At 67.2% G+C, this 26,266-nt stretch carries 22 protein-coding genes and 1 pseudogene; 14 read left to right on the forward strand and 9 right to left on the reverse strand.

The genetic code is table 11. From position 1 onward, the window contains the following. Positions 1–70: 70 nt before the first annotated feature. From EET10_RS01370 to EET10_RS01385, 4 genes are all read right to left on the reverse strand, one after another. On the reverse strand, positions 71–1,453 hold the full coding sequence (locus EET10_RS01370) for a YhgE/Pip domain-containing protein (RefSeq protein WP_122501835.1): 1,383 nt from the start codon (positions 1,451–1,453) through the stop codon (positions 71–73). A 47-nt stretch (positions 1,454–1,500) separates the two neighbouring features. Beyond that, entirely contained in the window at positions 1,501–2,226 is a 726-nt protein-coding gene (locus EET10_RS01375) for a pirin family protein (RefSeq protein ID WP_036399738.1), read from the reverse strand. 137 nt (positions 2,227–2,363) lie between these two features. After that, complete coding sequence (locus tag EET10_RS01380; protein ID WP_063466739.1) at positions 2,364–3,800, reverse strand: alpha/beta hydrolase domain-containing protein; 1,437 nt, start codon at positions 3,798–3,800, stop codon at positions 2,364–2,366. A 7-nt stretch (positions 3,801–3,807) separates the two neighbouring features. Next, positions 3,808–4,791 (reverse strand): sigma-70 family RNA polymerase sigma factor, encoded by a 984-nt coding sequence (locus EET10_RS01385; protein ID WP_036399189.1) that lies wholly within the window; start codon positions 4,789–4,791, stop codon positions 3,808–3,810. Positions 4,792–4,885: 94 nt separating this feature from the next. Here EET10_RS01385 and EET10_RS01390 point away from each other — a divergent pair, with 94 nt between their 5' ends. Genes EET10_RS01390 through EET10_RS01405 form a run of 4 tightly spaced genes read left to right on the forward strand, consistent with a single transcriptional unit; the run spans position 4,886 to position 9,133 of the window. Then, positions 4,886–5,725, forward strand: a complete 840-nt coding sequence (locus EET10_RS01390) for an alpha/beta hydrolase (RefSeq protein ID WP_036399187.1) — start codon at positions 4,886–4,888, stop codon at positions 5,723–5,725. 35 nt (positions 5,726–5,760) lie between these two features. Then, positions 5,761–6,510 carry a DUF2786 domain-containing protein gene (locus EET10_RS01395; RefSeq protein ID WP_036399185.1) on the forward strand — a complete coding sequence of 250 codons (750 nt, stop codon included), beginning with the start codon at positions 5,761–5,763 and terminating at the stop codon, positions 6,508–6,510. Next, positions 6,507–7,019 (forward strand): TIGR04338 family metallohydrolase, encoded by a 513-nt coding sequence (locus EET10_RS01400; RefSeq protein ID WP_036399183.1) that lies wholly within the window; start codon positions 6,507–6,509, stop codon positions 7,017–7,019. The genes EET10_RS01395 and EET10_RS01400 overlap by 4 nt, the downstream gene beginning before the upstream one ends. Positions 7,020–7,063: 44 nt before the next feature. Then, positions 7,064–9,133 carry a beta-glucosidase gene (locus EET10_RS01405; RefSeq protein ID WP_036399736.1) on the forward strand — a complete coding sequence of 690 codons (2,070 nt, stop codon included), beginning with the start codon at positions 7,064–7,066 and terminating at the stop codon, positions 9,131–9,133. Between the two features lie 37 nt (positions 9,134–9,170). Here EET10_RS01405 and mymT read toward each other — a convergent pair whose 3' ends face one another. Then, positions 9,171–9,326, reverse strand: coding sequence for a copper-binding metallothionein MymT (gene mymT / locus EET10_RS30380; protein WP_281280104.1), 156 nt, complete (start codon positions 9,324–9,326; stop codon positions 9,171–9,173). A 137-nt stretch (positions 9,327–9,463) separates the two neighbouring features. On the opposite strand from mymT, the pseudogene EET10_RS01415 reads away from it, so the two are divergent. Beyond that, positions 9,464–9,601 (forward strand): annotated as a pseudogene (locus EET10_RS01415) (O-methyltransferase); the annotation flags it as partial. Positions 9,602–9,604: 3 nt separating this feature from the next. On the opposite strand, the gene ilvD reads toward EET10_RS01415, so the two are convergent. Further along, positions 9,605–11,299: a dihydroxy-acid dehydratase gene (ilvD, locus tag EET10_RS01420; protein ID WP_036399181.1), complete on the reverse strand. Its 1,695-nt coding sequence runs from the start codon at positions 11,297–11,299 to the stop codon at positions 9,605–9,607. Between the two features lie 123 nt (positions 11,300–11,422). Here ilvD and ricR point away from each other — a divergent pair, with 123 nt between their 5' ends. The 6 genes from ricR (at position 11,423) to EET10_RS01450 (ending at position 18,492) form a co-directional block, all read left to right on the forward strand. After that, a complete protein-coding gene (ricR, locus tag EET10_RS01425) occupies positions 11,423–11,713 on the forward strand; it encodes a copper-sensing transcriptional repressor RicR (RefSeq protein ID WP_036399730.1) in 291 nt (96 codons plus the stop codon). A gap of 142 nt (positions 11,714–11,855) precedes the next feature. Further along, complete coding sequence (locus tag EET10_RS01430; RefSeq protein WP_051490252.1) at positions 11,856–13,112, forward strand: MFS transporter; 1,257 nt, start codon at positions 11,856–11,858, stop codon at positions 13,110–13,112. Positions 13,113–13,231: 119 nt separating this feature from the next. Beyond that, positions 13,232–14,257 (forward strand): L,D-transpeptidase, encoded by a 1,026-nt coding sequence (locus tag EET10_RS01435; protein WP_036399179.1) that lies wholly within the window; start codon positions 13,232–13,234, stop codon positions 14,255–14,257. Between the two features lie 310 nt (positions 14,258–14,567). Beyond that, entirely contained in the window at positions 14,568–15,155 is a 588-nt protein-coding gene (locus tag EET10_RS01440; RefSeq protein ID WP_099187912.1) for a TetR/AcrR family transcriptional regulator, read from the forward strand. Beyond that, positions 15,152–17,407 (forward strand): molybdopterin-dependent oxidoreductase, encoded by a 2,256-nt coding sequence (locus tag EET10_RS01445; RefSeq protein ID WP_122501836.1) that lies wholly within the window; start codon positions 15,152–15,154, stop codon positions 17,405–17,407. Before EET10_RS01440 ends, EET10_RS01445 begins: the two co-directional genes overlap by 4 nt. Positions 17,408–17,766: 359 nt before the next feature. Then, entirely contained in the window at positions 17,767–18,492 is a 726-nt protein-coding gene (locus EET10_RS01450; RefSeq protein WP_122501837.1) for a hypothetical protein, read from the forward strand. Here EET10_RS01450 and EET10_RS01455 read toward each other — a convergent pair. Beyond that, complete coding sequence (locus tag EET10_RS01455; protein WP_246013589.1) at positions 18,476–20,479, reverse strand: M13 family metallopeptidase; 2,004 nt, start codon at positions 20,477–20,479, stop codon at positions 18,476–18,478. The two genes, EET10_RS01450 and EET10_RS01455, sit on opposite strands and share 17 nt — an antisense overlap. Before the next feature lie 42 nt (positions 20,480–20,521). On the opposite strand from EET10_RS01455, the gene EET10_RS01460 reads away from it, so the two are divergent. After that, a complete protein-coding gene (locus tag EET10_RS01460; protein ID WP_063466734.1) occupies positions 20,522–21,160 on the forward strand; it encodes a hypothetical protein in 639 nt (212 codons plus the stop codon). After that, the gene (locus EET10_RS01465) at positions 21,157–21,858 is read left to right on the forward strand and encodes a membrane protein (protein ID WP_036399170.1); all 702 of its coding nucleotides are present in this window, start codon (positions 21,157–21,159) and stop codon (positions 21,856–21,858) included. Before EET10_RS01460 ends, EET10_RS01465 begins: the two co-directional genes overlap by 4 nt. An 8-nt stretch (positions 21,859–21,866) precedes the next feature. Here the strand turns inward: EET10_RS01465 and EET10_RS01470 are convergent, their stop codons facing one another. Both EET10_RS01470 and EET10_RS01475 read right to left on the reverse strand, forming a co-directional pair. Further along, on the reverse strand, positions 21,867–22,388 hold the full coding sequence (locus EET10_RS01470) for a hypothetical protein (RefSeq protein WP_036399168.1): 522 nt from the start codon (positions 22,386–22,388) through the stop codon (positions 21,867–21,869). After that, positions 22,385–25,417, reverse strand: a complete 3,033-nt coding sequence (locus tag EET10_RS01475) for an MMPL family transporter (protein ID WP_122502719.1) — start codon at positions 25,415–25,417, stop codon at positions 22,385–22,387. The genes EET10_RS01470 and EET10_RS01475 overlap by 4 nt, the downstream gene beginning before the upstream one ends. 243 nt (positions 25,418–25,660) lie before the next feature. Between EET10_RS01475 and EET10_RS01480 the strand changes: the two genes are divergently transcribed. Further along, positions 25,661–26,260, forward strand: a complete 600-nt coding sequence (locus EET10_RS01480) for a hemophore (protein ID WP_081260412.1) — start codon at positions 25,661–25,663, stop codon at positions 26,258–26,260. Positions 26,261–26,266: the final 6 nt, after the last annotated feature.

The raw sequence follows: 26,266 nt of genomic DNA on the forward strand, positions 1-26,266 counted from the left end.
CCAGAATTAGTCACATCTGTCACACTGTCAACTTATGTAACAGAGATATGACGATTGTGCGGCACTCGAATTACGTTTGCTCGCTTGGATTTTCACTCGGACCTTCGACGGCGCCGGCGCGGGCTCGTTCCCGTGCCTGGTGCTGCGCCTGGTGCTCCGCCGCAATGGCCAACTCGACCGCCCCGGGTATCCGGTGGAACCCCTTGCGGTCGTACAGGTGGGTGATGATCCCCCCCAACAGCAGGCCGATGACCAGACCGATGCATGTCATCGCCAAGGCATGGGACAGTCCCGCCTCGGCGTGACCGTCGAGGTAGAGCAGCGACCTTACCCCCAGGAACACTTGGTGCATCGGCTCGAATGTGGCCAGCCAGCGGAAGAACGGCGGCACCGCCTCGAGGGGGACCGTGGCGCCCGCCGACGGCAACCCGAGGATGACGAAGATCAACATGCTCACCAGTAAGCCCATCGATCCCAGCACCGCGATCAACGAGCTGGACGTGACGCCTACCGCGATGATCGCGAACACTCCGTACAGCCACAATTGCCAACCCAGGGAAATGGGCATGCCCAGGCCATGGGCGATCGCCAGGTACACCGCCGACGTGAGCAAGGCCAGCACCGTCATCAATCCCCACTTGAGCAGCAGGGTGCGGAATCGAGAGATGCGGACCTGCTCACCGAAGCGATACACCGGCCCGAATTCGGCTGGTACGTAACCGAGCATCGAGTCCACCAGCGTGCTGACCACGATGCTGCCGGTAAATCCGGCCAGCAGCAGCAACAGCGCATAGTAGAAGGCCGACAGGCCATTACCGGTTCCGTTGGGCAGCGGGTTGTAGACCGTGGATTTGACGTCGATCGGATTGGTCAACCCCAGCGCAGCGGCGCCGGCCAGCGGCGCGCCGCCGGTCTGCGCCGCAACATCGGCGCTAAGACGTTGCCCGACTTTGGAATTCACCACGGCCATCGCCTGGGTCAACGTCTGGGCGGCGATGCTCGAGCCCAGTGTGCCCGCGCGCGGATTGGTCGAGATGGTAATCGTGGGCCGGTCCGCATGGGTCGGCTGCACGGCGCTGATCGCGTAATCGCGCAGCGCCGAGGAAAAAGTCGGCGGAATGACGGCCGAACCGTAGACCTCAGCCCGGTCCAGTAGCCGCTTGGCCTCGTCGTGGGTGACGACGCGTACGTCGTACTTGTTCTTGTCCAATCCGGCCACCAGACCCTCGACAATCTGTTTGCCGGTGGGCCCGGCGTCCTGGTTGACCACCGCGATCGGGAAGTGGCGCAGGTTGGTCGCCGGGTTCAGGATTCCGCCCAGGTACAGGGCTGCCAGCGCCGACATGAGGGCCAGTGTGATGAGGATCGGAGCCGCCCAGAACCGCACGGTCCGAACCGACTTGATGCTGCGCTTGGGGTTCGGTGCGGCATGACGCGGATGTGATCGAGACATGTGGGCTCCTGTCTGTCGAGCCCACTCTATGTGGTGTCAGCGCGGGGTCAGGACCCCAGGTTTGTGTGCATCTCCCACACCAGGACTTCCGCGGGGCCGTCGGCGGCGAGCCGCCGGGCCCCGGTGTCGGTGCAGCGGACCGCGTCCCCTTCGGCCAGCTCGCCAGCCCCGTCCAGGCCAACCCGGCCGAGGGCGACAAACAGATGCAGATAAGGCGCCGCGGGAACGTCGACCGTGTCGCCGGGCCGCAACCGCGCCGCGTGCAGGGCCGCGCTGCGGTTGTGCAGCGTGATCACGGCGTCGTGGCCGTTGATGCCCGAGGCGATCGTGACCAGACCGCCGTTCGACAGGTCATCGCCGATATCGTGCTGCTGGTAGCCCGGGTCAATGCCGGTCCGGTCGGGCACTATCCACATTTGGACGAAACGCACTGGCCGCGTCGCTGATTCATTTGTTTCCGAATGCCGGATTCCGCTGCCCGCCGACATGCGCTGGGCCAGACCGGGGTAGATCACGCCGTGGTTGCCCATCGAATCCCGATGGGTCAGTTCACCTTCCAGCACCCAGGTCACGATTTCCATATCGCGGTGCGGGTGGGTGTCGAATCCGGTCCCCGGTTGCACGACGTCGTCGTTGCTGACCAGCAGCAGGCCGTGATGGGTGTTGTCCGGGTCGTAGTGGTCGCCAAAAGAGAAGCAATGTCTGGATTCCAGCCAGTCGGTCATGGTGACTGCCCGCTCGGCGGCTCGCCGAATCTCCACGGTGGCAGGCATGGTTTCCACAGTAGTGGCGCCCGCTGCCGGGGTGCGTGCCGCGGGGCGCCTCGGGCGGCGGTAACTGGCCGCCTCGGCGTCGGCGATGCGGCCGCGGGGAGCACCGGCTGCATCGGCTCGCCGCCCGCGCGGGGCACTCACGAACCTTGTTGTGTCCAGCCCTGATTCGCCGGCCGCTGCGCCTCGTCCCGGGGATACGTCGCGGCGGCGAGCTGCAGAATTTCGCGTCGGTCCGCGAGCAGGATAAAGCCGCCTTGAAGCGCTCGGTCCAGCGCGGTGGTGAACTTGTCGAGATATTCGTCGACTCCGCCCGGGTACAGGCGGCGCAGGGTGGCGCTGTCGAAGGGTTGGCCGCGGCCGAAAATGGCGGACATGACGCTTTCCTCGGTGCCCATGCCCGACGTGCGCGCAATCGGAACGTCCACCCACGGCGTCCTGACGCCGTCTCGGGTCAGGCCATTGGCGTCCAGAACGGGGCGGGGTTGATCGGCGTGGTGCACTGCGATGCGGGGCGCGGCCGGCGCGGGCTGGCCGGTGCGCACCCAGCGGTTCAGGGCAGCCAGCGCCGCCTGCACCACGTAGTGGTGCTGTGGCGCAAAGTTGATGTAGTGGTCAAGTTGCTGCCCCATCAGGCTTTTCGTTGGTGCGTAGGCGGCCACGATGGCGTCGAGCGGCGCGGACCCGGTGTCGATGGGCGCTACCTGGATCGTGTAATTGTCGGCATGAGCGGCGCCGGGAATCTCCCACACCCGCAGCCACCGGTTGTCGGGCTGTCTTGCGTGGTAATACCCATGTCCCACACCGCCGAAAAGGTCGGTTTCGGTGATGATGGTGATCAGCGGCACGCGCAGGTCCGGACGGAACCGGACCGCCCGTGGCGTGCCGGTCGGCGAATCGTCGAAGATTGACATGCCATCCAGTGGCGCGGCGGGCGCAAAGCGCGAATGCACCAGGTACCCGTCGTAGCATTGGACAAGCGGGTCCACGGCGTTGATGTAGGTGGTCAGGAACATCGCCGATTGGGATTCACCCACGGCGACAACGTGTTGCGGGCCTAGCCCGCGCAGCACGTCACGGTCTTGGATCAGTGCTCCGGCCTGGCTGAAGATGTCGTAGCAGAACGCGTCGCCCGGGTGCTGCAGGGATGCATAGCGGGCCGGATCCTGGCTCTTGAGTGACATGTCCAGGCCGAGCAGGGCGGCACCCCCGGCGACGCCCACCTGCTGCGCCGAGACCGCGACGTAGGCGTAGCCCGCGCGAATGATTTCGCGGTGACCCATCATCCATACGGCCGGGGCATCGATGCCGCCGCTGACGTTGAGCCATTCGACGAGCACCGTGCCGTTGAATCGTGTCCGGTCGGCCGGGGTCAAAGCCACGAGCCGCGTGGTGTACTCGGCAGCGCCCGCAGGTGTTGCCACCCAACGGCCGTCGGGGCCGAGCCCGGACACCGGGGCGTAGGAGGCGGCGGTGCCCGACACGAAGAATTCCTCGGCGACGTAGCCCACGCTGCCGATGTCGAAGGCGCCCAACAGCAGCAGCGGCTTACCGGGGACGGGCGAAACGGCAGCCATCACAACGTCATGACAGCGACGGCGGCAGACCGAACTTCGGGAAGAGTGAGCCGTCGAGGAAAGCCACCACGTGCGACACCCGGCCGTCGACCATGTCCAGCACATGCAACTGGAACGGCACGTGCCGCTGACCCGCGCGCATATACATGGCCGCGGCGGGCTGGCCGTTGGCCACCAACGGGATCATGCGCATATCGCCGGGCGATTCGGCCGGACATTGCTGGTGAATCAGCGTGATGATGTCCCGCGCGCCGCGGTACCAGCCGACGTAGGGAGGCATCTCCCAGATCGCCTCGGCGGTGAACAGCTCCACCAGCCGGTCGATGTCGTAGGTCTCGAACGCGGCAATGTAGCGGGCCAGCAAGTCCTGGGCCTGCGGCGAATCCGGCGCGCTCAACCGGTCCTCGGCGCTGGGGCGCACGGTCTCCAGCTGGGACCGGGCCCGCTGCAGCAGGCTGTTGACGGCGACGGTGGTGGCGCCGATAGCCTCGGCCACTTCGGCCGACTTCCACTGCAGCACGTCGCGCAGCAACAGCACCGCACGCTGCCGCGGCGACAGATGCTGCAGCGCGGCCACAAACGCCAAGCGGACCGATTCGCGCGACCCGACGATGACCGAGGGATCCGCCGGATCATTCGTCGGTTCCGGCAGCGGCTCCAGCCAGGGCACCTCACCGCGCTCGACCAACTCCGCCGTCGGATCCGAGTTTGACGTCCCCAGTCCGGTCGGCAACGGCCGGCGCTGACGGCCTTCCAGGGCGCTCAGGCAGGTGTTGGTGGCGATCCGATGCAGCCAGGTCCGTATCGAGGACTTGCCTTCGAACCGGTCGTACGCTTTCCAGGCGCGCAGCAGCGTCTCCTGCACCAGATCCTCGGCGTCGTGCAACGATCCGGTCATCCGGTAGCAGTGCGCCAGCAGTTCGCGCCGGTAGGGTTCGGCACGGGCGGAAAAATCACCGCCCAGCTCATTGTCCTGTGCTAGCAGACCCACCCCGACGAGCCTACGCAGCGCCTATGACACACCCCGCCCAACCCCGCCCGGGGAGCCGCCGTGCAGTCGGTGGGCAGCCCGTAAGCTGCCCGTAATGAACGCGACGCGCACTGAACGGAACTTCGCCGGTGTCAGCGGTGTGGACATCGTCTACGACATCTGGACACCCGACAACGAACCCAAAGCCGTGGTCGTGCTCGCTCACGGTCTGGGCGAGCATGCCCGCCGCTACGACCACGTCGCGCAGCGGTTCGGTGAGGCCGGTCTGGTTACCTACGCGCTCGACCATCGCGGACACGGCCGCTCGGGCGGCAAGCGGGTACTGGTCCGCGACATCTCCGAATACACCGCCGACCTCGACACCCTGGTGGGCATCGCCACCCGGGAAAACCCCGGCCTCAAGCGCATCGTCCTCGGGCACAGCATGGGCGGCGGGATCGTGTTCGCCTACGGTGTGGAACGCCCGGACAACTACGACCTGATGGTGCTGTCGGCGCCGGCGGTGGCGGCCCAGGATCTGGTGTCGCCGGTGGTGGCGCTGGCCGCCAAGGTTCTCGGCGTCGTGGTGCCCGGCCTGCCGGTCCAGGAGCTCGACTTCACCGCCATATCCCGCGACCCGCAGGTAGTGGCGGACTACCAGAACGATCCGCGGGTGTACCACGGCCGGGTGCCGGCCGGGATCGGTCGGGCGCTGCTGCAGGTCGGCGAGACCATGCCGCGACGGGCGCCGGCGCTGACCGCGCCGCTGCTGGTGGTGCACGGCACGGGCGATCGGCTCATCCCGATCGAGGGCAGCCGGCGCTTGGTGGAATGTGTGGGATCCACCGATGTCGAGCTGAAGGAATATCCCGGGCTCTACCACGAGGTCTTCAACGAGCCGGAGCGCGACCAGGTGCTCGATGACGTGGTCGGCTGGATCACCAAACGCCTCTGAACCGAATTGTCGTACCGCTGCAGTAGTTTGGCGCCATGACCGACGACAAGATGCTGGCCCGCATCGCCGCCCTGCTGCGTCAGGCCGAAGGCACCGACAATCCCCACGAAGCCGACGCGTTCATGGCCGCCGCGCAGCGGATGGCCACGGCGGCGTCCATCGACCTCGCGGTGGCGCGGTCACATTCGGCCAACCGTTCGGCCGCGCAGGCGCCGACCCAGCGCACCATCACCATCGGAACGGCCGGCGCCCGCGGGCTGCGGACCTACGTGCAGCTGTTCGTGCTGATCGCCGCGGCCAACGACGTACGCTGCGACGTCGCGTCGAATTCGACGTTCCTGTATGCCTACGGGTTCCCTGAGGACATCGACGCGACCCACGCCCTGTACGCCAGCCTGGTGGTGCAGATGGTCCGGGCTTCCGATGCCTACCTTACCTCCGGGGCACACCGGCCGACGCCCACCATCACCGCCAGGCTCAACTTCCAGCTGGCCTTCGGCGCTCGAGTCGGTCAGCGCCTGGCCGAGGCCCGTGCGCAGGCCACCCGCGAAGTCACCGCGGACCGCGGTCGGGCACCGGGAACCGCTATCGCGTTGCGGGACAAGGAAATCGAGCTGCACGACTACTACCGTGGCGCGTCTCGGGCGCGCGGCACCTGGCGGGCCCACCGGGCCTCGGCCGGATATTCCTCGGCGGCGCGGCGCGCCGGTGACCGGGCCGGGCGGCAGGCCCGGCTGGGCCAGAGCGCCGAGCTGCCCGGAGCGCGACCCGCCCTGGACCGGTGACCCGGGAGGACTCCTCGGGCCGCGACTCTCAGCGGGCCAGGGTTTATGCGGCCGAGGAATTCGTCCGCACCCTGTTCGACCGTGCCGTCGAGCACGGATCACCCAGTGTGGACTTCTTCGGGACGCGGTTGACGCTGCCGCCCGAAGGACGGTTCGCGTCGGTGGCGTCGGTGCAGCGCTACGTCGACGACGTGCTGGGCCTGCCGGCGGTGCGCCGGAACTGGCCGTCGGTGTCGCCGCTGCGGGTGCGTGCCCGCCGGGCGGCCACCGCGGCGCACTACGAAAACCGGGATGGCGCAGGCACCATCGCCGTCCCGGACCGCGACACCGCCGCCTGGGCGATGCGCGAGCTGGTCGTGCTCCATGAAGTCGCACATCATTTGTGCCGCGTACCGCCGCCGCACGGGCCGCAGTTCGTGGCGACGATGTGTGAGCTGGCCGAGTTGGTGATGGGAGCCGAGGTTGGCCACATTCTGCGGGTCGTCTACGCGAAAGAGGGTGTGCGGTGAGCCCATGCGACCCCGACGCCCGAGCCTGCGAGATCGAGCCCCAGATGACCGACGGCGAACGGTTTACGCTGCTGGTCGGCGTCATGGGGGCCGGCGACTGGTGGCCGTTGCGCGACGAGCGCATTCCGCCGGAGGTGCCGATGAGTGCGGGGTATGTGCCCGGGATTGCGCGGCTTGGGGTTCCGGCGCTGCGGATGAGCGACGCCGGGCTAGGCGTCACCAATCCCGGTTACCGTCCGGGCGACACGGCGACGGCGCTGCCGGCCGGCCTGGCGCTGGCCGCCGGTTTCGATCCGGCGCTGGCCCGCGCCGCCGGCGAGGTGATCGGGCGGGAGGCCCGCAGCCGCGGGTTCAACGTCCAATTGGCCGGTGCCATCAATCTGGCCCGCGACCCGCGCAACGGCCGCAACTTCGAATACTTTTCCGAGGACCCGCTGTTGAGCGCCACCATGGCCGCAGAACAGATCATCGGCATCCAGCAGCAGGGTGTCATCTCCACGACCAAGCACTATTCGCTGAACTGCAACGAAACAAACCGGCACTGGCTGGACGCCGTCATCGATCCCGGCGCGCACCGCGAATCCGACTTACTGGCCTTCGAGATCGCCATCGAGCGGGCCCAACCCGGCGCGGTGATGGCGGCATACAACAAGGTCAACGGCGACTACGCCGCCGCCAACGCCGTCCTGATCAACGACGTGCTGAAGGGCGCCTGGGGATACCGCGGCTGGGTGATGTCGGATTGGGGCGGGACACCGAGTTGGGAGTGCGCTCTTGCCGGCCTGGACCAGGAATGCGGTGCACAGATCGACGCCGTGCTGTGGGGGGCCGAGGCATTCGGCGACCGACTGCGTGCCGCCTACTCCGAGGGCCTGCTGCCCAAAGAACGGTTATCGGACATGGTCCGGCGAATCCTGCGTTCGATGTTCGCTGTCGGAATCGACCGCTGGGAACCCGCGCCCGCACCGGATATGGAGGCGCACAACGCGATTGGCCTGCAGATCGCGCGGCAGGGCGTCGTGCTGCTGCAGAACCGCGGGCTGCTGCCGGTGATTGCCGGTTCGGGCTTGCGCATCGCTGTCATCGGCGGCTACGCACAGGTCGGTGTGCCGGCCGGCTACGGCTCCAGCACCGTCGTACCGCCGGGCGGCTACGCGAGCGTGATCCCGATCGGCGGGTCCGGCCTGCAGGCGGGCCTGCGCAATCTCTACCTGGTACCGCCGAGCCCGCTCGAGGAGCTGAGACGGCAACTCCCGGGCGCGCAGATCGATTTCGATCCCGGCATCAGCCCGGCGGAGGCGGTGGTGGCGGCGCGCCGCGCAGACGTCGCGATCGTGTTCGCGATCCGACCCGAAGGGGAGGGCTTCGACAGCGCCGACCTGTCGCTGCCGTGGGGCCAGGACGCGGTGATCTCGGCGGTCGCCGCCGCCAATCCGAACACCGTCGTGGTGCTCGAGACCGGCAACCCGGTGGCCATGCCCTGGCGGGACCGCGTGAATGCCATCGTGCAAGCGTGGTATCCGGGCCAGGCGGGCGCTACGGCCATCGCGGAAATCCTTGCCGGACGGGTGAATCCGTCGGGCCGGCTGCCGATCACGTTTCCGGCCGATCTCGGCCAGACACCGCGCCCGGAGCTGCCCGCTGCGCCGCCGGGGACGCCGATCACCATCGACTACGACGAAGGCGCGGATGTCGGTTATCGCTGGTTTGCGCGGACCGGGCGGGTCCCGATGTTCGCCTTCGGTCACGGTTTGTCCTACACCAGCTTCGAGTATCGCGACCTGGCGGTGACCGGCGGCGACACCGTGACCGTCAGTTTCAGTGTCGTCAACACCGGTGACCGGGGCGGGTCGGACATCCCGCAGCTGTATCTGACCGCCGTGCCCGACGCAAAGCGGTTGCGCTTACTGGGTTTCCAGCGAGTCGAGCTGGAGCCGGGCCAGGTTGTCCGGGTGAGCATCGCAGCGGACCCACGGCTGCTGGCCGGCTATGACGGCCGGGCCGGGTGCTGGCGCATCACGGCGGGTCGCTACGCGGTCGCGGTGGGCGCTTCGGCGGTGGCGCTGTCGCTGGCAGCCGAGGTCGAGCTGGCCGGTCGTGCGTTCGGGCGATGAGCGCGATGGTCATCCGAACGCACCACCGGCTGCCCGCTTACTGGACCGGGACCAAGTCGTCGCCGCAGGCGCAGCGGTGAGGCTCGCCCGCACTGGAGCCGTGGCAGGGGACCTCGACGTGGACGCGACAGCCGCAGCCCTCGTGGCCGCAGGTCAACTCGGTTCCAGCCTCATGGGTCGCCATGAATATCACCTTCATTCGGATCGGGGGACTGCAGTCCCAAGTGGATGACCACGATCACTCTATACCCCATACGGGTATCGGGTAAACACCCGGAATGGGGAATTTGATCGGCCCGCGATGCGCGCGGATCGGACTAGCGTTTCGGTATGGCCCCACCGACCCCGCACGACGTCGATGCCTTCCTGGACGGCACGCTGATCGGCGACGACCCGGCGTTGTCCGCGGCGCTGCTGGCCAGCAACGCCGCGGGGTTGCCTGGCATCGCGGTCTCCGCGCAGCAGGGGTGGCTACCCGCAGACCGCGCCGCCGGCGGCGGAGCCGACCAGCTTGACGTACTTGGCCAGGACCCCGGTCCGGTAGCGCGGCGGCGGGGGAGCGAAATCCTGTTGCCGGGCCGCGAATCCGTCCGGGTCGACGAGCACGTCGAGGGTGCGGCTGGTGACGTCGAGCCGGATCCGGTCGCCGTCGCGCAGGAAGGCGATCGGCCCCGCGTCGACGGCTTCGGGCGCGATGTGGCCGACGCACAGGCCGGTGGTACCGCCCGAGAACCGGCCGTCGGTCAGCAACAGCACGTCTTTGCCCAGTCCCGCGCCCTTGATCGCCCCGGTGATGGCGAGCATTTCGCGCATCCCGGGCCCACCCTTGGGCCCTTCGTAGCGGATCACCACCGCGTCGCCCTTGGTGATGGTGCCGTCCTCGAGGGCGTCCAACGCGGCTCGCTCACCATCGAAAACCCTTGCCACGCCTTCGAATATCTCGGAGTCGAAACCGGCGGTCTTGACCACCGCGCCCTCTGGAGCCAGTGATCCGCGCAGAATGGTGATCCCGCCGGTCGGGTGGATGGGGTTGCTCAGCGCGCGCAGGACCTTGCCGTCCGGATCCGGCGGAGCGATGGCGGCCAGGTTCTCGGCCACCGTCTGACCGGTCACGGTCAGGCAATCTCCATGCAGCAGACCGGCATCCAGCAGTGCTTTCATGACCACCGGCACCCCGCCGATGTGGTCGACGTGCGACATCACGTGGCGGCCGAACGGCTTGACATCGGCCAGATGCGGCACCTTCGACCCGATCCGGTTGAAGTCGTCCAGCGCCAGCTCGACGCCGGCCTCGTGGGCGATGGCCAGCAGGTGCAGCACCGCGTTAGTCGAGCCACCGAACGCCATCACCACCGCGATCGCGTTCTCGAAGGCTTCTCTGGTGAGGATGTCGCGGGCGGTGATGCCGCGGCGCAGCAATTCGACGACGGCCTGCCCGCTGCGGCGGGCGAACCCGTCGCGGCGACGGTCGGTGGCCGGCGGCGCCGCGCTGCCCGGCAACGACATGCCCAGCGCCTCGGCGGCGCTGGCCATGGTGTTGGCGGTGTACATGCCGCCGCACGCGCCCTCGCCCGGACAGATTGCCCGCTCGATGGCGTCGACGTCCTCCCGGCTCATCAGCCCGCGCGCGCATGCGCCGACGGCCTCGAACGCGTCGATGATGGTGACCTCGCGCTCGCTGCCGTCGGAGAGCTTGGCCAGCCCCGGCAGGATCGAGCCCGCGTAGAGGAAGACCGCCGCCAGGTCCAGGCGCGCGGCGGCCATCAGCATCCCGGGCAGCGACTTGTCGCAGCCGGCCAGCAGCACCGAGCCGTCCAGCCGCTCGGCCTGCATCACGGTCTCGACGCTGTCGGCGATCACCTCACGCGACACCAGCGAGAAGTGCATGCCCTCGTGTCCCATCGAAATACCGTCGGACACCGAGATCGTGCCGAACTCAAGCGGATAGCCGCCCGCCGCGAACACCCCCTCCTTGACGGCCTTGGCCAACCGGTCCAGCGAAAGGTTGCACGGTGTGATTTCATTCCACGACGACGCGACACCGATCTGGGCCTTGGCGAAGTCTTCGTCGCCCATGCCTACCGCTCGCAGCATCCCGCGGGCGGCGGCCTTCTCCAGGCCGTCGGTGACGTCACGGCTGCGGGGCTTGATGTCGGCTTCGGGCATCGTCCAAGTATGCTCGTGCCGCCCTACCTCATACCCCGCTAGGGTATGAGGTAGGATAACGGTTTACGGCAGCCCGATCGGAGATTTCCACAGGATTGGGGCGTTCCGATCGTTGGGAGAATGATGACAACCGACTACGGGTATTCGCAGCAGAAGGACAACTATGCCAAGAGGCTGCGGCGCATCGAGGGCCAGGTGCGCGGCATCGCGCGGATGATCGAAGAGGACAAGTACTGCATCGATATCCTCACCCAGATCAGCGCCATCAACAGCGCCCTGCGAGCGGTGGCGCTGAACCTGCTCGACGAGCATCTCAACCATTGCGTCACCCGTGCCGTTGCCGAGGGCGGCACCGAAGCGGACAGCAAGCTCGCCGAAGCCTCCGCAGCCATCGCCCGGCTCGTTCGTTCCTGAGTACGTGGTAGTCGCGCGGGCGTGTTGACCCGCATTTCGTGTGACGGCGCGGCGGCGGTGCGTACGGTGAGTGCAGCGTGATCGTCGCGACGCACTACCGCGGTGCGCGGGCGATGCGCGAGTGCCGATAGATGTCACCGCCATGACTGCCGAGACCCGAACCGTTGCCCCTGCCGCCGGACCGTGGACGCCGCGGATCGCCGCGCAGCTGGCTGTGCTGGCCGCCGCGGCCTTCATTTACGTCACCGCGGAGATCCTGCCGGTGGGTGCGCTGTCGGCGATTGCCCGGAACCTGAACATCAGCATCGTCCTGGTGGGGACCCTGTTGTCCTGGTATGCGCTGGTCGCGGCTCTGACGACGGTTCCGTTGGTGCGCTGGACGGCGCACTGGCCGCGCCGCCGGACCCTGGTGGTCGCCCTGGTCTGTCTGACCGTTTCGCAGCTGATCTCGGCGCTGGCACCCAACTTCGCGGTGTTGGCCGCCGGAAGGGTGCTCTGTGCGGTCACCCACGGCCTGCTGTGGTCGGTGATCGCCCCGATCGCCACCCGACTGGTGCCGGCCAGCCACGCCGGACGCGCCACCACCTCGATCTACATCGGAACCAGCCTGGCGCTGGTGGTGGGCAGTCCCCTGACGGCCGTGTTGAGCCTGATGTGGGGTTGGCGGCTGGCAGCGGTGTGCGTGACCGTTGCGGCTGCCGCCGTGACAGTGGCGGCCCGGCTGCTGTTGCCCGAGCTCGTGCTCAGCGCGGATCAGTTACAGCACGTTGGTCCGCGATCGCGCCACCACCGCAATCGGGCGCTGATCATCGTCAGCCTGATCACCATGATCGGCGTCACCGGCCATTTCGTCTCGTACACCTACATCGTGGTGGTCATCCGGCAGGTCGTCGGTGTGCACGGGCCGAGCCAGGCGTGGCTGCTGGCCGCCTACGGTGTCGCCGGAGTGATCGCGGTGGCCCTGGTGGCGCGCCCGCTGGACCGCCGGCCGAAGGGCGCGGTGATTTTCTGTGTCGCCGGCCTGACCGTTGCGTTCGTCGTGCTGACGGGGCTGGCTTTCGGCGGTGACCGCGCGCCGGTGACGACGTTGGTCGTCGGGACCGGGGCGATCGTGCTGTGGGGAGCGGCGGCCACCGCCGTGTCGCCGATGCTGCAATCCGCGGCGATGCGCAGCGGAGCAGACGACCCCGACGGAGCATCCGGGCTGTATGTGACGGCGTTTCAGCTGGGAATCATGGCCGGCTCACTGGCCGGTGGATTGCTGTACGAGCGCAGTGTGGCGTTGATGCTCACCGCATCGGCGATCTTGATGGGCGTCGCACTGGTGGGGGTATCGGTGGCCCGGCGGGTCTTCGAGGCTGCGGATGAGGGGCCGCGCGCAACTTCACAGGCTCACTAACGCTGCAGGTCAACGGCGTGAACTGAACAGCTGACGTGGTGCCGGGCGGCTGCGGGACCGGAAAGCAGCCGCTGCGCTATGCCACACTGGGGGCCAGGACGTGACCGGAGGGATGACATATGTCGCGCTGGACGAGGGCCCGCAAGGGGGGCAGGAGAGGCAGGGGGGCAAGCCTCTTCGCCGCGGTGAATGTAGCCGGGGTGGTTTCGGTGTTGCTGCTGGGCGCCGGTCCCGCACTTGCGGACCCGGACCAGGTGCCCGGCGACCCTGAAGCGATCGCGCCGGCTGAGCCGGCCGACCCGGGAGCTCCCGCACCCGACCCGCTGGCCCTGCCTCCGGTGTCCGACCCGCTTGCACCGCCGCCGCCCGACCCGCTGGCGATACCTGCCGCAGCCGGCCCGGTCGCCGGGCAGGATCCGACGCCGTTTGTCGGCGATCCGCCCTTCCGCCCGCCGACATTCAACCCGGTCAACGGCGCGATGGTTGGTGTGGCCAAGCCGATCATCATCAACTTCCAGGTGCCCATCGCCGACCGCCCGATGGCTGAAAGCGCCATCCACATTTCGTCGATCCCGCCGGTCCCCGGCAAGTTCTATTGGATGAGTCCAACCCAAGTTCGGTGGCGCCCGCTGCAGTTCTGGCCGGCCAACACGGCGGTCAACATCGATGCGGCCGGCACCAGGTCGAGCTTTCGCACCGGTGACGCGCTGGTGGCCACCGCCGACGACGCCACGCACCAGATGACGATCACCCGCAACGGCGTGGTGCAGCAGACCTTCCCGATGTCCATGGGGATGTCAGCCGGTAACCACCAAACCCCCAACGGCACGTACTACGTTTTGGAGAAGTTCCCGACGGTGGTGATGGATTCCTCGACGTACGGGGTCCCGGTCAACTCGCCGCAGGGGTACAAGGTGACCGTTTCCGATGCCGTCCGGATCGATAACAGCGGAAACTTCGTGCACAGCGCGCCGTGGTCGGTAGGTGATCAGGGCAAGCGCAATGTCAGCCACGGCTGCATCAACCTCGGTCCGGCCAACGCCAAGTGGTTCTACGACAACTTCGGCAGTGGGGACCCGGTAATCGTGAAGAACTCCGTGGGGACCTACAACAAGAACGACGGCGCTCAGGACTGGCAGATCTAAGAGCTGCGCTCGCGGGCCGGTCGCGGACCTGGTGACGTCCAGGGATCTGAGCCTGTCTCGCGGCGTCGCTCACCAGTGCTGACGCCGGGCCTGGATAGACGCCGACATTGCAGCTCGGACCGGGGATTGATCCGGCCACCGGCTGCGCCTATGCCCAGGCCTAAGGCGCCGATCCCGTGCCCAAACCACTCCCTGGCCAGGCTGCTCCCGTGCCAAAGTCGCTCCTCCGCCCAAACCGCGGCCGGCGGCCCTTGCGCAACTGCATTATGTATAGCAACATACATAGACAGTTGAGGCCCGAGGAGTAGCCGTGCGAAGTCCGCGCGAACGCATGGTCGTGTCTGCCGCGCTGCTGATCCGCGAGCGTGGCGCACGCGCCACCGCCATCTCCGATGTGCTGCAGCACAGCGGGGCGCCACGCGGCTCGGCTTACCACTACTTCCCGGGCGGGCGGACCCAGTTGCTGTGCGAGGCCGTCGACTACGCAGGTGAGCACGTCGCGGCCATCATCACCGAGCCGCGCGGCAGCCTCGACCTGCTGGACACGCTGATCGACTGGTACCGCGAGCAGTTGCTCGCCAGCGACTTTCGCGCGGGCTGTCCCATCGCGGCGGTGGCGGTCGAAGCCGGCGAGGGCACCGACGGCGAGCGGATGGCGCCGGTGATCGAGCACGCGGCGGCGGTGTTCGACCGCTGGTCGGATCTGCTCGCGCGGCGCTTCGCCGGCGACGGCATTCCGGCCGCCCGGTCGAACGATTTGGCGACGCTGGCGGTGTCGGCGCTGGAAGGGGCGCTCCTGCTGGCCCGGGTGCGGCGCGACCTTGCGCCACTTGAGTCGGTTCACCGCCAGCTGCGCCACCTGCTACTGGCCGAGCTGCCGGAAGGGAAACCGCAATGACCACCATGGATTGGCAGCCCACTGCCTGCATCCTCTGCGAATGCAACTGCGGCATCGTGGTGCAGGTAGCAGACCGCAAACTGGCCCGTATCCGCGGCGACAAAGCGCATCCGGCGTCCCGCGGCTACACCTGCAACAAGGCGTTGCGCCTGGACCACTACCAGAACAACCGTGGTCGCCTGACTTCGCCGCTGCGCCGCCGATCCGATGGAACCTACGAGGAAATCGACTGGGACACCGCCATTGTCGAAATCGCCGACGGGTTCAAGCGGATCCGTGATATCTACGGCGGCGACAAGATCTTCTATTACGGCGGCGGCGGGCAGGGCAATCATCTCGGCGGTGCCTACAGCGGCGCATTCCTGAAAGCGTTGGGCGCGCGCTACCGATCAAATGCTCTGGCGCAGGAAAAGACCGGAGAAGCATGGATCGATTGGCAGCTGTATGGCGGCCACACGCGCGGCGAATTCGAGCACGCCGAGGTATCGGTGTTCGTCGGCAAGAATCCGTGGATGTCGCAGAGCTTCCCGCGGGCCCGAGTGGTGCTCAACGACATCGCCAAAGATCCCGCCCGATCGATGATCGTGATCGATCCCGTCGTCACCGACACGGCCAAGATGGCCGACTTTCATCTGCGGGTGCGGCCCGGCACCGACGCCTGGTGCATGGCGGCACTGGCGGCCGTTCTGGTTCAGGAAAACCTCTGTGACGAGGCGTTTCTCAGCGAACACGTGCACGGCGTCGACGCCGTGCACGCCGTACTGCGGGAGGTTCCCGTCGCCGACTACGCGCAACGTTGCGGAGTGGACGAAGAATTGTTGCGAGCGGCGGCCCGGCGGATCGGAACCGCGGGCAGCGTCTCGGTGTTCGAGGACCTCGGAGTCCAGCAGGCGCCCAACAGCACCCTGTGTTCGTACCTGAACAAGATGCTGTGGATTCTCACCGGCAACTTCGCAAAAAAGGGCGGCCAGCATCTGCATTCGTCGTTCGCACCGTTGTTCAGTACGGTATCCGGACGCACGCCGGTCACCGGCGCTCCCATCATCGCCGGACTGGTGCCGGGCAATGTCGTACCGGAAGAGATCCTGACCGACCATCCGGACCGTTTCCGCGCCATGATCGTCGAAAGCGCGAATCCCGCTCATTCCCTTGCTGATTCGGCGGCCTGCAGGGAGGCGTTCGCAACGCTGGAACTGCTGGTGGTCGTCGACGTCGCGATGACCGAAACCGCCCGGCTGGCCCATTACGTGCTGCCGGCGTCGTCTCAGTTCGAGAAGGTCGAAGCGACCTTTTTCAACTTTGAGTTCCCGCACAACGCGGTGCACCTGCGCCACCCGATACTGGAACCGCTGCCGGGAACGTTGCCGGAACCGGAAATCTGGTCGCGGTTGGTACGCGCGTTGGATGTTGTCGAAGACGCGGATCTGCGGCCGCTGCGCGAGGCAGCGCAGCAAGGTCGCCAGGCGTACACTCAAGCGTTTCTCGCCGCGGTGGCGACCAATCCGACTGTGGCCAAACTGCTTCCCTACGTGCTCTACGAAACCCTCGGCCCGACGCTTCCGAACGGGCTGGCGGGAGCGGCCGCCCTGTGGGGGCTTGCCCAGAAGACCGCGATGACCTATCCCGACGCCGTCCGGCGCGCCGGGCACGCCGACGGCAACGCCTTGTTCGACGCGATCCTGTCCGGCCGCTCCGGGGTCACCTTCACCGCGCACAACTACCCGGACGACTTCGCGTTGATCAGCCACGCCGACCACAAGATCGTCCTGGAAATCCCCGAAATGCTTGACGAGATAAGGTCATTGGGCCGAGCTTCGGCGGCTTTGACGACGCCGGAGTTGCCGATCGTGCTTTCGGTGGGCGAGCGCCGCGCCTACACCGCCAACGACATCTTCCGCGACCCGTCCTGGCGCAAACGCGACGCCGACGGGGCGTTGCGGGTCAGTGTCGAAGACGCCCAAGTTCTCGGTCTGGTCGACGGCGGCCGAGCCCGCATCACCACCGCGGCCGGCAGCGCCGAGGCGACCGTCGAGATCACCGAGACGATGCTGCCCGGACATGCCGCCCTGCCCAACGGCTTTGGCCTGGACTACACCGACGACGACGGCCAGCTACGTACCCCGGGCGTCGCCCCGAACACGCTGACATCGACGCGGTGGCGTGACCCCTATGCCGGCACCCCGTGGCACAAACATGTGCCGGCGCGCATCGAACCCTGCCGAACCGGGGCGCCACTCGTACCGCCGGGTTAACCACGCCTGGTGGTGGCGGCCCAACGAATCAGCCAGGTAGCCGCAGATCACCGGCCGGCCCATGCCGTAAACAGTTCCGAGTCCGTTGGTTAGGCCGCTGCCATGGGATTTCATCATCGTTGCATCCTTGCCCCACCTCGGCTCAGCACACTTGGCGTGGCGACGTCAGGATGTGGCGCCGGGGTGTGATCGAATGCCGCAACCGGGATTCGGGCACCCAGAATTTTGATGGATCTACTCGGGAAGTAGCCATGGAGAGTGCGAGATCTGCGGCTCCAACACGGGCGTCAACGGCTTGGGCAGCGAGGGTTCGTCACTCAGCAAGACCGCGCTCTCATGTCATCAGGACCGCGGACCAGGTGACAGCGCTCCGGTTGCTCATCCTTTTCGTCGTCCTCTATCTGGTAGTTCTGCGAGTTCATCCGGCGATCCCGATAAGCCTGTTGGCGGTATCGCTGACGCTGGACGGCGTCGACGGGTATTTGGCATTGCGGCAGCACAGTGACCGCAAGATCGGCCTCATCGCGTATGCGCGCTACCTCGTCGGAGATCAGCGTGATAGCAAGGCGATACAGGAGGCAAAGCGGGAGATTGAGCAGCGATTCCCCTTGGGACCCAGGATTGACATCGCCGGTGACCGAATAACAGAGTACGCACTCTGGACGCTCTTTCTCGGCGTACATTTGATTCCGTTCTACATCGTGCTCATCGTCATAGTCAGGCATTCCGTAGCAGATGCATTCATGGCCGCGAAAGGCACGTCGTCGAAGATGAGGACTTCCATCGCCCGGACCATCTATGCATCCAACCTGGCCCGGGCGAGTAATGTGGTCGTCAAGTTTTTGACGTTCTCTTATTTCATGCTGGCATACATATTGGATTACCCGATATGGGTCGGCTACGTGCTGATGGCGGTGTTAGTGTCGCACATTTTGCTTCGAGGAGCGGCCGAGGTGGCTGAAGGACTGGCCGAATCAAGGGAAAGACGGAATAGTGACGTGCCATGCGTCAGTGAGGCTTCTGCAATGGCTGGCGTGCCTTGCCCGGCTGGGAGATCGCGAACCAGCATTAGTTCCAGATCCTGACCCTGCTCTGCTGTTCCAGGAATAGCGCATCGTTCTCGGTGACGTCGAAAGCCTCGTAGAAAGCGTCGATGTTGCGCACCACGCCGTTGCACCGGAATTCCGGCGGGGAATGCGGATCAACGGCCAGCCGCCGGATTGCTTCAGCCTCGCGGGCTTTGGTGCACCACACCTGAGCCCAACCGAAGAACACCCGCTGCACGCCGGTAAGGCCGTCGATGACCGGAGCCGGCTCGCCGTTCAGTGACAGCTGGTAGGCCAGCAGCGCGATGGACAGCCCGCCCAGATCGCCGATGTTCTCCCCGACGGTGAACGCGCCGTTCACATGGTGGCCGGCGCCGAGATCCCGTGGCGTGTACGTCTCGTATTGCTCGATCAATGCCTTTGTGCGGGTGGCGAATTCGGCGCGGTCGTCGTCGGTCCACCAGTCGACCAGGTTGCCGTCGCCGTCGTACTTGGCCCCCTGGTCGTCGAAGCCGTGTCCGATCTCGTGCCCGATCACCGCGCCGATGCCACCGTAGTTGGCGGCGTCGTCGGCTTCGGCATCGAAGAACGGCGGTTGCAAAATGGCTCCCGGGAAAACGATTTCGTTCAGCCCGGGGTTGTAGTAGGCGTTGACCGTCTGGGGTGTCATGAACCACTCGTCGCGGTCGACCGGGCCGCCGAGCTTGGCCAGCTCGCGGTCGTGGTTGACCGCATAGCCGCGCCGGAAGTTGCCGTAGAGGTCGTTACGGTCGATCACCAGCTTGGAGTAGTCCCTCCATGTGACCGGGTAACCGACCTTGGCGGTGAACTTGCCCAGCTTGGCAAGTGCCCGCTGCCGGGTCTGCGGGGTCATCCACTCCAGCTCGCCGATGCTGACCCGGTACGCCTCCTGCAGGTTGGCCACCAGCTCGTCGATGCGGGCCTTGGCTCCCGGCGGGAAATGCTTTTGTACATAGAGCTTTCCGACCGCATCGCCGATCAGCGTCTCTACCAGGGCCACGCCCCGCTTCCAGCGCTCGCGAATCTGCTGGGCGCCGGTCAGCCTGCGGCCGTAGAACTCGAAGTCCTGATCGACCAGATCGCGGGTCAGCCAGGGGGCCCGGCAACGGATCAATCGCCATCGCGCCCAACACTTCCAGTCGTCGAGGTCTTCGCTGTTCCACAGCGCCGCGAAGGCGTGCAGATAATCGGGCTGGCGCACCACCAATTCCGGGAGAGCCTGCGGCGTGCTGCCCAGCGCGGTGACCCAGCCCTCCCAGTCGAAGCCGGCGCCCTCGACCTGCAGGTCGGCGAAGGTGCGCAGGTTGTAGGTGAGTTCGGCGTCACGGCGCTTGACCACGTCCCAGTGGGCGGCGGCCACCTTGCTCTCCAGCGCCACGATGCGGGCCGCGATATCGGCGTGGGCGGCCCGGTCCTCGGGGGCGTCGCCGTACACCAAGCCGAACATCCGCGCGATGTGGCCGGGGTAGGCCGCCAGCACCGCGGCGTGCCGTTCGTCGCGGTAGTAGGACTCGTCGGGCAGGCCGATGCCGGACTGGGAGAAGTGCAGCAGGTAACGGGTGGAGTCCTTGGAGTCGGTGTCCACATAAAATCCGATGCCACCGCCCACGCCCGTGCGCTGCAGGGCGCCGATGACAGCGGCCAAGCAGGCACGGTCGGCGGCGCCGTCGATGGTGGCCAGCTCGTCGTGCAGTGGTAGCAGACCGCGGCGTTCGACGGCGTCCTCGTCGATGAAGCTGGCGTACAGGTCGCCGATGCGTTGCTCGTCGCCGCCGGTCGCGGCACCTCTTCCACGGGCTTGGCTTGCTTCGACGATCAGATCGCGCACCTGCTCTTCGGCGCGGTCGAACAGATGCCGGAAGGCGCCGTCGATCGCCCGGTCCGCCGGTATCTGGTGTTCCTTGAGCCAGCGACCGTTGACATGGCCGAACAGGTCGTCTTGCGGGCGGGCATCGGCGTTGACGTAGCTCAGGTCGATACCCGAGCGGGTGGCCTCTACTGTCACCCCGCCATCCTTCCACCCCATATCGGGTGCAACGATCGGGCCATGCCCGACGAGGATGCTGATGTCGATGAGGCCGACGACTCCGAGGACCCAACCTCCGCGCCCGACGAACCGGAGTCGACGCAGGCCGCGATGTTCTCCAACTACGGCATCGCCTCGACCGTTCTCGGGGTGCTGTCGGTGGCCGCGGTCGTGCTCGGCGTCCTCATCTGGTCGTCACATCGTGACGAGGTCGCCGAGCGCGGGTACCTGAGTCGGGTCATGCGCGCGGCCGCCGAATGGACCGATGTGCTGATCAACATGAACGCCGGCAACGTCGACTCCAGCCTGCAGCGGCTGCACGACGGAACGGTCGGACAGCTCAACACCGATTTCGACGCCGCCGTGCAGCCTTACCGGCAGGTGGTGGAGAAGTTGCAGACGCGTAGCAATGGCCGGATCGAGGCGGTGGCGATCGAAACCGTCCACCACGACCTGGACACCCAGCCCGGCAGCGCCCGGCCGGTGGTGACCACCAAATTGCCGCCCTTCGCCACCCGGACCGACTCGGTGCTGTTGGTGGCGACGTCGGTCGCCGAGAACGCCGGTGCCAAGCCCCAGACGGTGCACTGGAACCTGCGGATCGACGTCTCCGAGGTGGACGGCAAGCTGATGATCTCCGGGCTGGAGTCGATCCGTTGAGACTCCCGACGAGAAACGCCTGGCGGCTGGCCGTATTCGACATCGTGGCGCCGCTGGTGGCCGCCGTGGCGCTGCTGGTGATCGGCTTCGTGCTCGGCTGGCCGTGGTGGTGGATTTCGGCGTGCTCGGTGTTGGTGCTGCTGATCGCCGAGGGTGTGGCCGTCAATTTCTGGCTGTTTCGCCGTGATGCCGTCACCGTAGGCACCGACGACGACGCTCCGGGGCTGCGCCTGGCCGTGGTGTTCTTGTGCACCGCCGCGCTGGTGGCCGCGGTGCTGACCGGGTACACCCACTGGACCACGCCGGATCGCGAGTTCAATCGCGACTCCCGAACGGTGGTACAGGTCGCCACCGGGATGGCCGAGGCGGTGGCGTCGTTCTCGCCGACGGCGCCGAACGCCTCGGTGGATCGGGCCGCGGCGATGATGGTCCCGGACCGGGCGCAGGCGTTCAAAGAGCAATACGCCAAGTCCAGTGCCGACCTGGCGCAACGCAAGGTCACCGCTCAGGCAGCGACGCTGTCGGCCGGAGTGGAGGCGCTCGGGCCCGCGGACGCCAGCGTGGCGGTGATTCTGCGGGTCACCCAGAACTCGCCTGGTCAACCCCCCAGTCAGGCGGCGCCGGCGGTCCGGGTAACGCTGACCAAGCGCGGCAATGACTGGTTGGTGCTCGACGTGACGCCGATCAATTCCCGCTAGGCCGGGCCTCAGTTGGTGTCGGCCGCGCGCGTGCTGTTACGCACCCGGACGAACCGGTCCGACAACCGTCGCATCCGAATCATCAGCGAGGCGGACGGGCTGACGCTGCCGTCGAGGTAGGAGGTCAGGTCCTCGATTTGCACACCGATCCGCGACGCGAACTCCTGCTGCGCCAGACCCGATCGGTCCATCAGCAGCTTCACGTGACGGGCCACCTCGGCACGCTCGTTGGCCTCCAGTTGGATGCGGGCACGGTCCAGCACCTCCGACAATGCCTTGGAGATGCCGTACGGCCGAGCTCCTCCGAGGACCTCTTCGACCTGGCGGGCGGTGCGCCCGTACGGGTCGCGCTTGAGCGCGGCGGCGATGCGCTTCCAGGTGGCGATGTCGCCGCCTTCCAGCGCCGCGCGGATCGCAGCGGTAGACCAAAATTCCACCGGCTGGTCGGTGCCGGGTTCGCCGGTTCCCCGCCCGGGCCGTTGCGGTGGCGGAGCGGGCACCGGTTTCCGCTGGTCGGCGGCCAACGTCACCTCGCCTCCTCCAACATCGCTACGGCCACTGCCAGGCAGCGCTGCCTGACCTCCTCCCAGTTTGCCCCGGAATCAGGGTCGGGCCACTCGTCGTCGACATCAGACGGGTGCGGATCAGCGAGCCGGCGGACCAGCTGGGTGGCCATCCATTGCCGCCTCGAATACGAACCCAGTGGCTGACAACAGTAATACCTGTCCATCCCCGCCAGCACCACGGCCGCGGTTTCGGGCTCCATCGCTTCGACCATGTCAGCAAATTCGGCATAATCGCGGCTGTTGTTACGGCTCATGATCAGGTAGCCCTTGAGTCGCAACGTTTCTGCTCCGGTCGGGATCAGCAGCCGGTCGCCGGTGGGCACCTGGACGTTGGTCGTCTCGATCGGGCTGCGCCGCTCGAACCGGGGCCGGTCCGTGCCGCTTTTCGCGGCCGCGCGCTCGGCGGCGTCGGTCTCTAGGGCGTCGAGGGCGATCGCGAGTCGCCCGCGCCACACGGTGACCGGATGAACCGGACGCTCCGCCCACGACATAGCCCGGGCGAGGCTGTTGCGGTAGGCCTGGCCGACCTTGCGGGCCGCCGACTGACCGCCGGGCTTGGCGGTGGCTGCCGCGGCGGCGGAGGCGGGGGCCGAGGCGGCGGCAGCGGGCACGGCGACGTCGGCGCCGTCCCGGACCAGTCCCGGAACGTGTTCGGGTCCCTTGGCGCTGCGTCCACAGCCGGTGAAGGCAAGCGGGTCGGCCACGCAAATCGATTCGGGGGCAAGGTGTTTGAACCTGGCCGCAGACTTGAGCACCATCCGCAGGTCGCCGCTGGGGGCAATTGCGGCGGCGATGTCGTCGGGAATCACCACGACGTCGCCCAAGTCGACCTCGGGTAGCGGCCGGTCGAAGTCGACCGACGGCAGCATGCGGGCCAGCCACCGCGGCAGCCACCAGTTCCATTGCGAGAACATCGCCATCAGCGCCGGCACCAGAATCAGCCGCACGATGGTGGCGTCTACCGCGATGGCGACCGCGCAGGCGACGCCGATCTCGGCCACCAGCGGCATGCCGGCGAAGGCGAATCCGCAGAACACCGCGATCATGATCAGCGCGGCGCTGGTGATGGTCCGCGCGCTGGTGCTCACCCCGTACGCGACCGCGTCCCGGGTCTGGCCGGTGTGCAGGAAGCGTTCCCGGATCCGGGTCAGCAGGAAGATCTCGTAGTCCATCGACAACCCGAACGTCATCGCCAGCACCAGCGGGGGCACGGTGCTGTCGATAGAACTCAAGTGTGGAAAGCCCAGTTTCTCCGCCCAGCCCCACTGGAAGACCATGACCAGGCTGCCGTATGCGGCGGCCACCGACAGCAACGTCATCAGCACGCCCTTGAGGGCCAGGAACACCGAGTGCACCGAGACCAGCAGCATCACGAACGCGATCAGGGCCACGAAGGCCAGCACCAGCGGCTGGGTCGCCGCCACCCGGTCGTCGAAATCCTTGATCAGCGCGGTCGGTCCGCCGACGTCGACGCGGGCACCGCCGGCCGCTCCGGGCAGGTGGGTCCGCATCCAGTCGACGGTGTGCCGGGCGCCCATGTCTTCGGGGTCGACCGACAACACCGCGCTGAGTAGCGCACTGCGGTTGTCGGCGGCAAACTTCGGCGGTGCCACGGACACGACGTCGGGAGCCTGCGTCATCTGCTGACGGATCGCCGCGATGGTTTGGCTGTGCGCCGGCGTCGACGCGCCGCCGTCGGGGAATGTGACCAGCACCTGAGCGGGGCCCAGCGCCCCCGGGCCGAGCGCCTGGGCGGCCGCCGACACCCCGGCCCGGATCTCGTGCGACGAGTCGAACTGTCGCAGCAAGCTGTTGCCCAGCACCATCTGTGTCGCCGGCGCCGCCATGAGCAGCAGCACCAGCGATGCCGACAACGCCGTTATCCAAGGCCTGCGCATCACCCACCCGACCCAGCGGGCCCAGAACCGGGACTGGGTGCTTTCCGGACGTCGGGACCAGTGCAACAGGGCCGATCGCTTGGCGGCCGCCCTGGCGAAGGAGGCCAGCAGGGCCGGTGTCAGCGTGGCCGACGTCAGCATCGCGACCGCGACGGCCAGGATCGCCCCGGTCGCCATCGACCGCAGCGCGGGGGTGTTGATCAAGTAGATGCCGGTGAGTGAGGCGATCACGGTCATGCCGGACAGCACCACCGCGAGCCCGGAGGTGGCCATGGCCGCGTCGACGGCGTCTTGCGGCCGACGGCCGGTACGCAGTTCCTCGCGGAAGCGCATCAGGATGAACAGGGAGTAGTCGACGGCCAGCGCGATCCCGAACATCGACACGGTCGAGGTCACGAACACCGACATGGTGGTGTGCATCGACAGCAGATAGACCAGGCCCATGGTGACGACGACCGTGCAGATGCCGAGGGCCAGCGGGATCGCCGCGGCGGCAAGCGAGCCGAAGACGGCGAGCAGGACGATCAGGATGATCGGCAGGTTCCACCGTTCGGCGTCGGCGATGTCGTGCTTGGTGTTGGCCGCTGCGGCGGCGCTGAGCGCACCCTGCCCGATGACATAAAGCCGCACCCGGCCGTCCGCCGTTTGCCCGGGCTTGTCGCCTTTCACGCCGATTTTTTGGCGCAGCTTCTTGGCGACATCGCTAGTGCCGGTGTTGCGGGAGTCCAGCCGCAACGACACCACATAGGGCCGGTCGGGCTGCGGGGGCCGCTGGGTGGGGTTGGGTACCTCGGTTACCCCGGGGAATTCGCCGGCGATGCTCCTCAACCGGGTGACCGCGTCGTTGATGTCTGAGAAGCTGGCGTCCGGACGGGGCGTAGCCACCAGCGCCAGCGACGGTGCTTCCTGGTCGGGATACTGAGCGTCGAGGACATCGTGAACCAGCAACGACTGCGACCCGGCTACCTCGAAGCCGCCGCCGGTGAGATTCCCCGATTGCGTCATGGCCAGATAAACCGCCGGCACCAAAGCGAGAAACCAGCCTGTGAACACCAGCCACCGGAATCTGCGCAGGTTGCGGCTCAGACGCATCATGAACTGCTGGATATTGTTCTCCTGGTATTTCTCGCGCAATGCGTGCCCGCGAGCCTACCGCAGAGCACGTGTCAATTATGTCGGCTTATTGGTTGCTGAGCTGCAACGATGTCGGCACCGCGACGCTGTGGCGAACCCCGGTCCGGGTGGTCGGCCTTGACGGTGCCGGCGCCGGAGGTGGCAGGATGTCCGTGACCGTGCGGCGCATTAAGAGTCCGCAATTCGGGTTAGACGGGGGAACTGATGTCGACACATGAACGTGGTGGCCTGCCGGGCGCAGGGCGCGCATCCGACGCCGGTACGCAGTCGTTTGTCAGAGCAGGTAGTGCTGCGCGGCGCGGGTTGTTCGGCGCTTTGATCGCCGTTGGGTTGTCGGCGGCCGCGCTGGTCATGCCGGCCGGACCCTCGGCAACCGGGGCGACCGATCCCTGCGCTGCCAGTGAAGTTGCCAGGACGATCGGCTCGGTCGCCAAGCAAACCGGCGACTACCTGGACTCGCATCCGGAGACCAACCAGGCGGTGACCGCGGCACTGCAGCAGCCGGCGGGACCGGAATCATTGGGATCCTTGGCATCACTGAAGGGTTACTTCGAGCGGAACCCCAAGGCTGCCGGCGACCTGCAATCGCTTGCGCACCCGCTGACCAATCTTTCGGTGCAGTGCAAGCTGCCGGTCACGTTTCCGCAGGCGCTGAACCTGGCGCAGGCCGCGCAGGGCGCAGGTGGGTTGCCGGGTTTGCCGCCGGCAGCCGGGGCGGCGCCGGCAGCCGGGGCGCCCGCAGGCACCCAGCCGTCGGCAGGTACCCAGCCGCCCGCAGCCGGCGGTCCGGTCCGGGGGCGTTGAAACCGC

Source organism: Mycobacterium pseudokansasii, assembly GCF_900566075.1.
Classification (GTDB): Bacteria; Actinomycetota; Actinomycetes; order Mycobacteriales; family Mycobacteriaceae; genus Mycobacterium; species Mycobacterium pseudokansasii.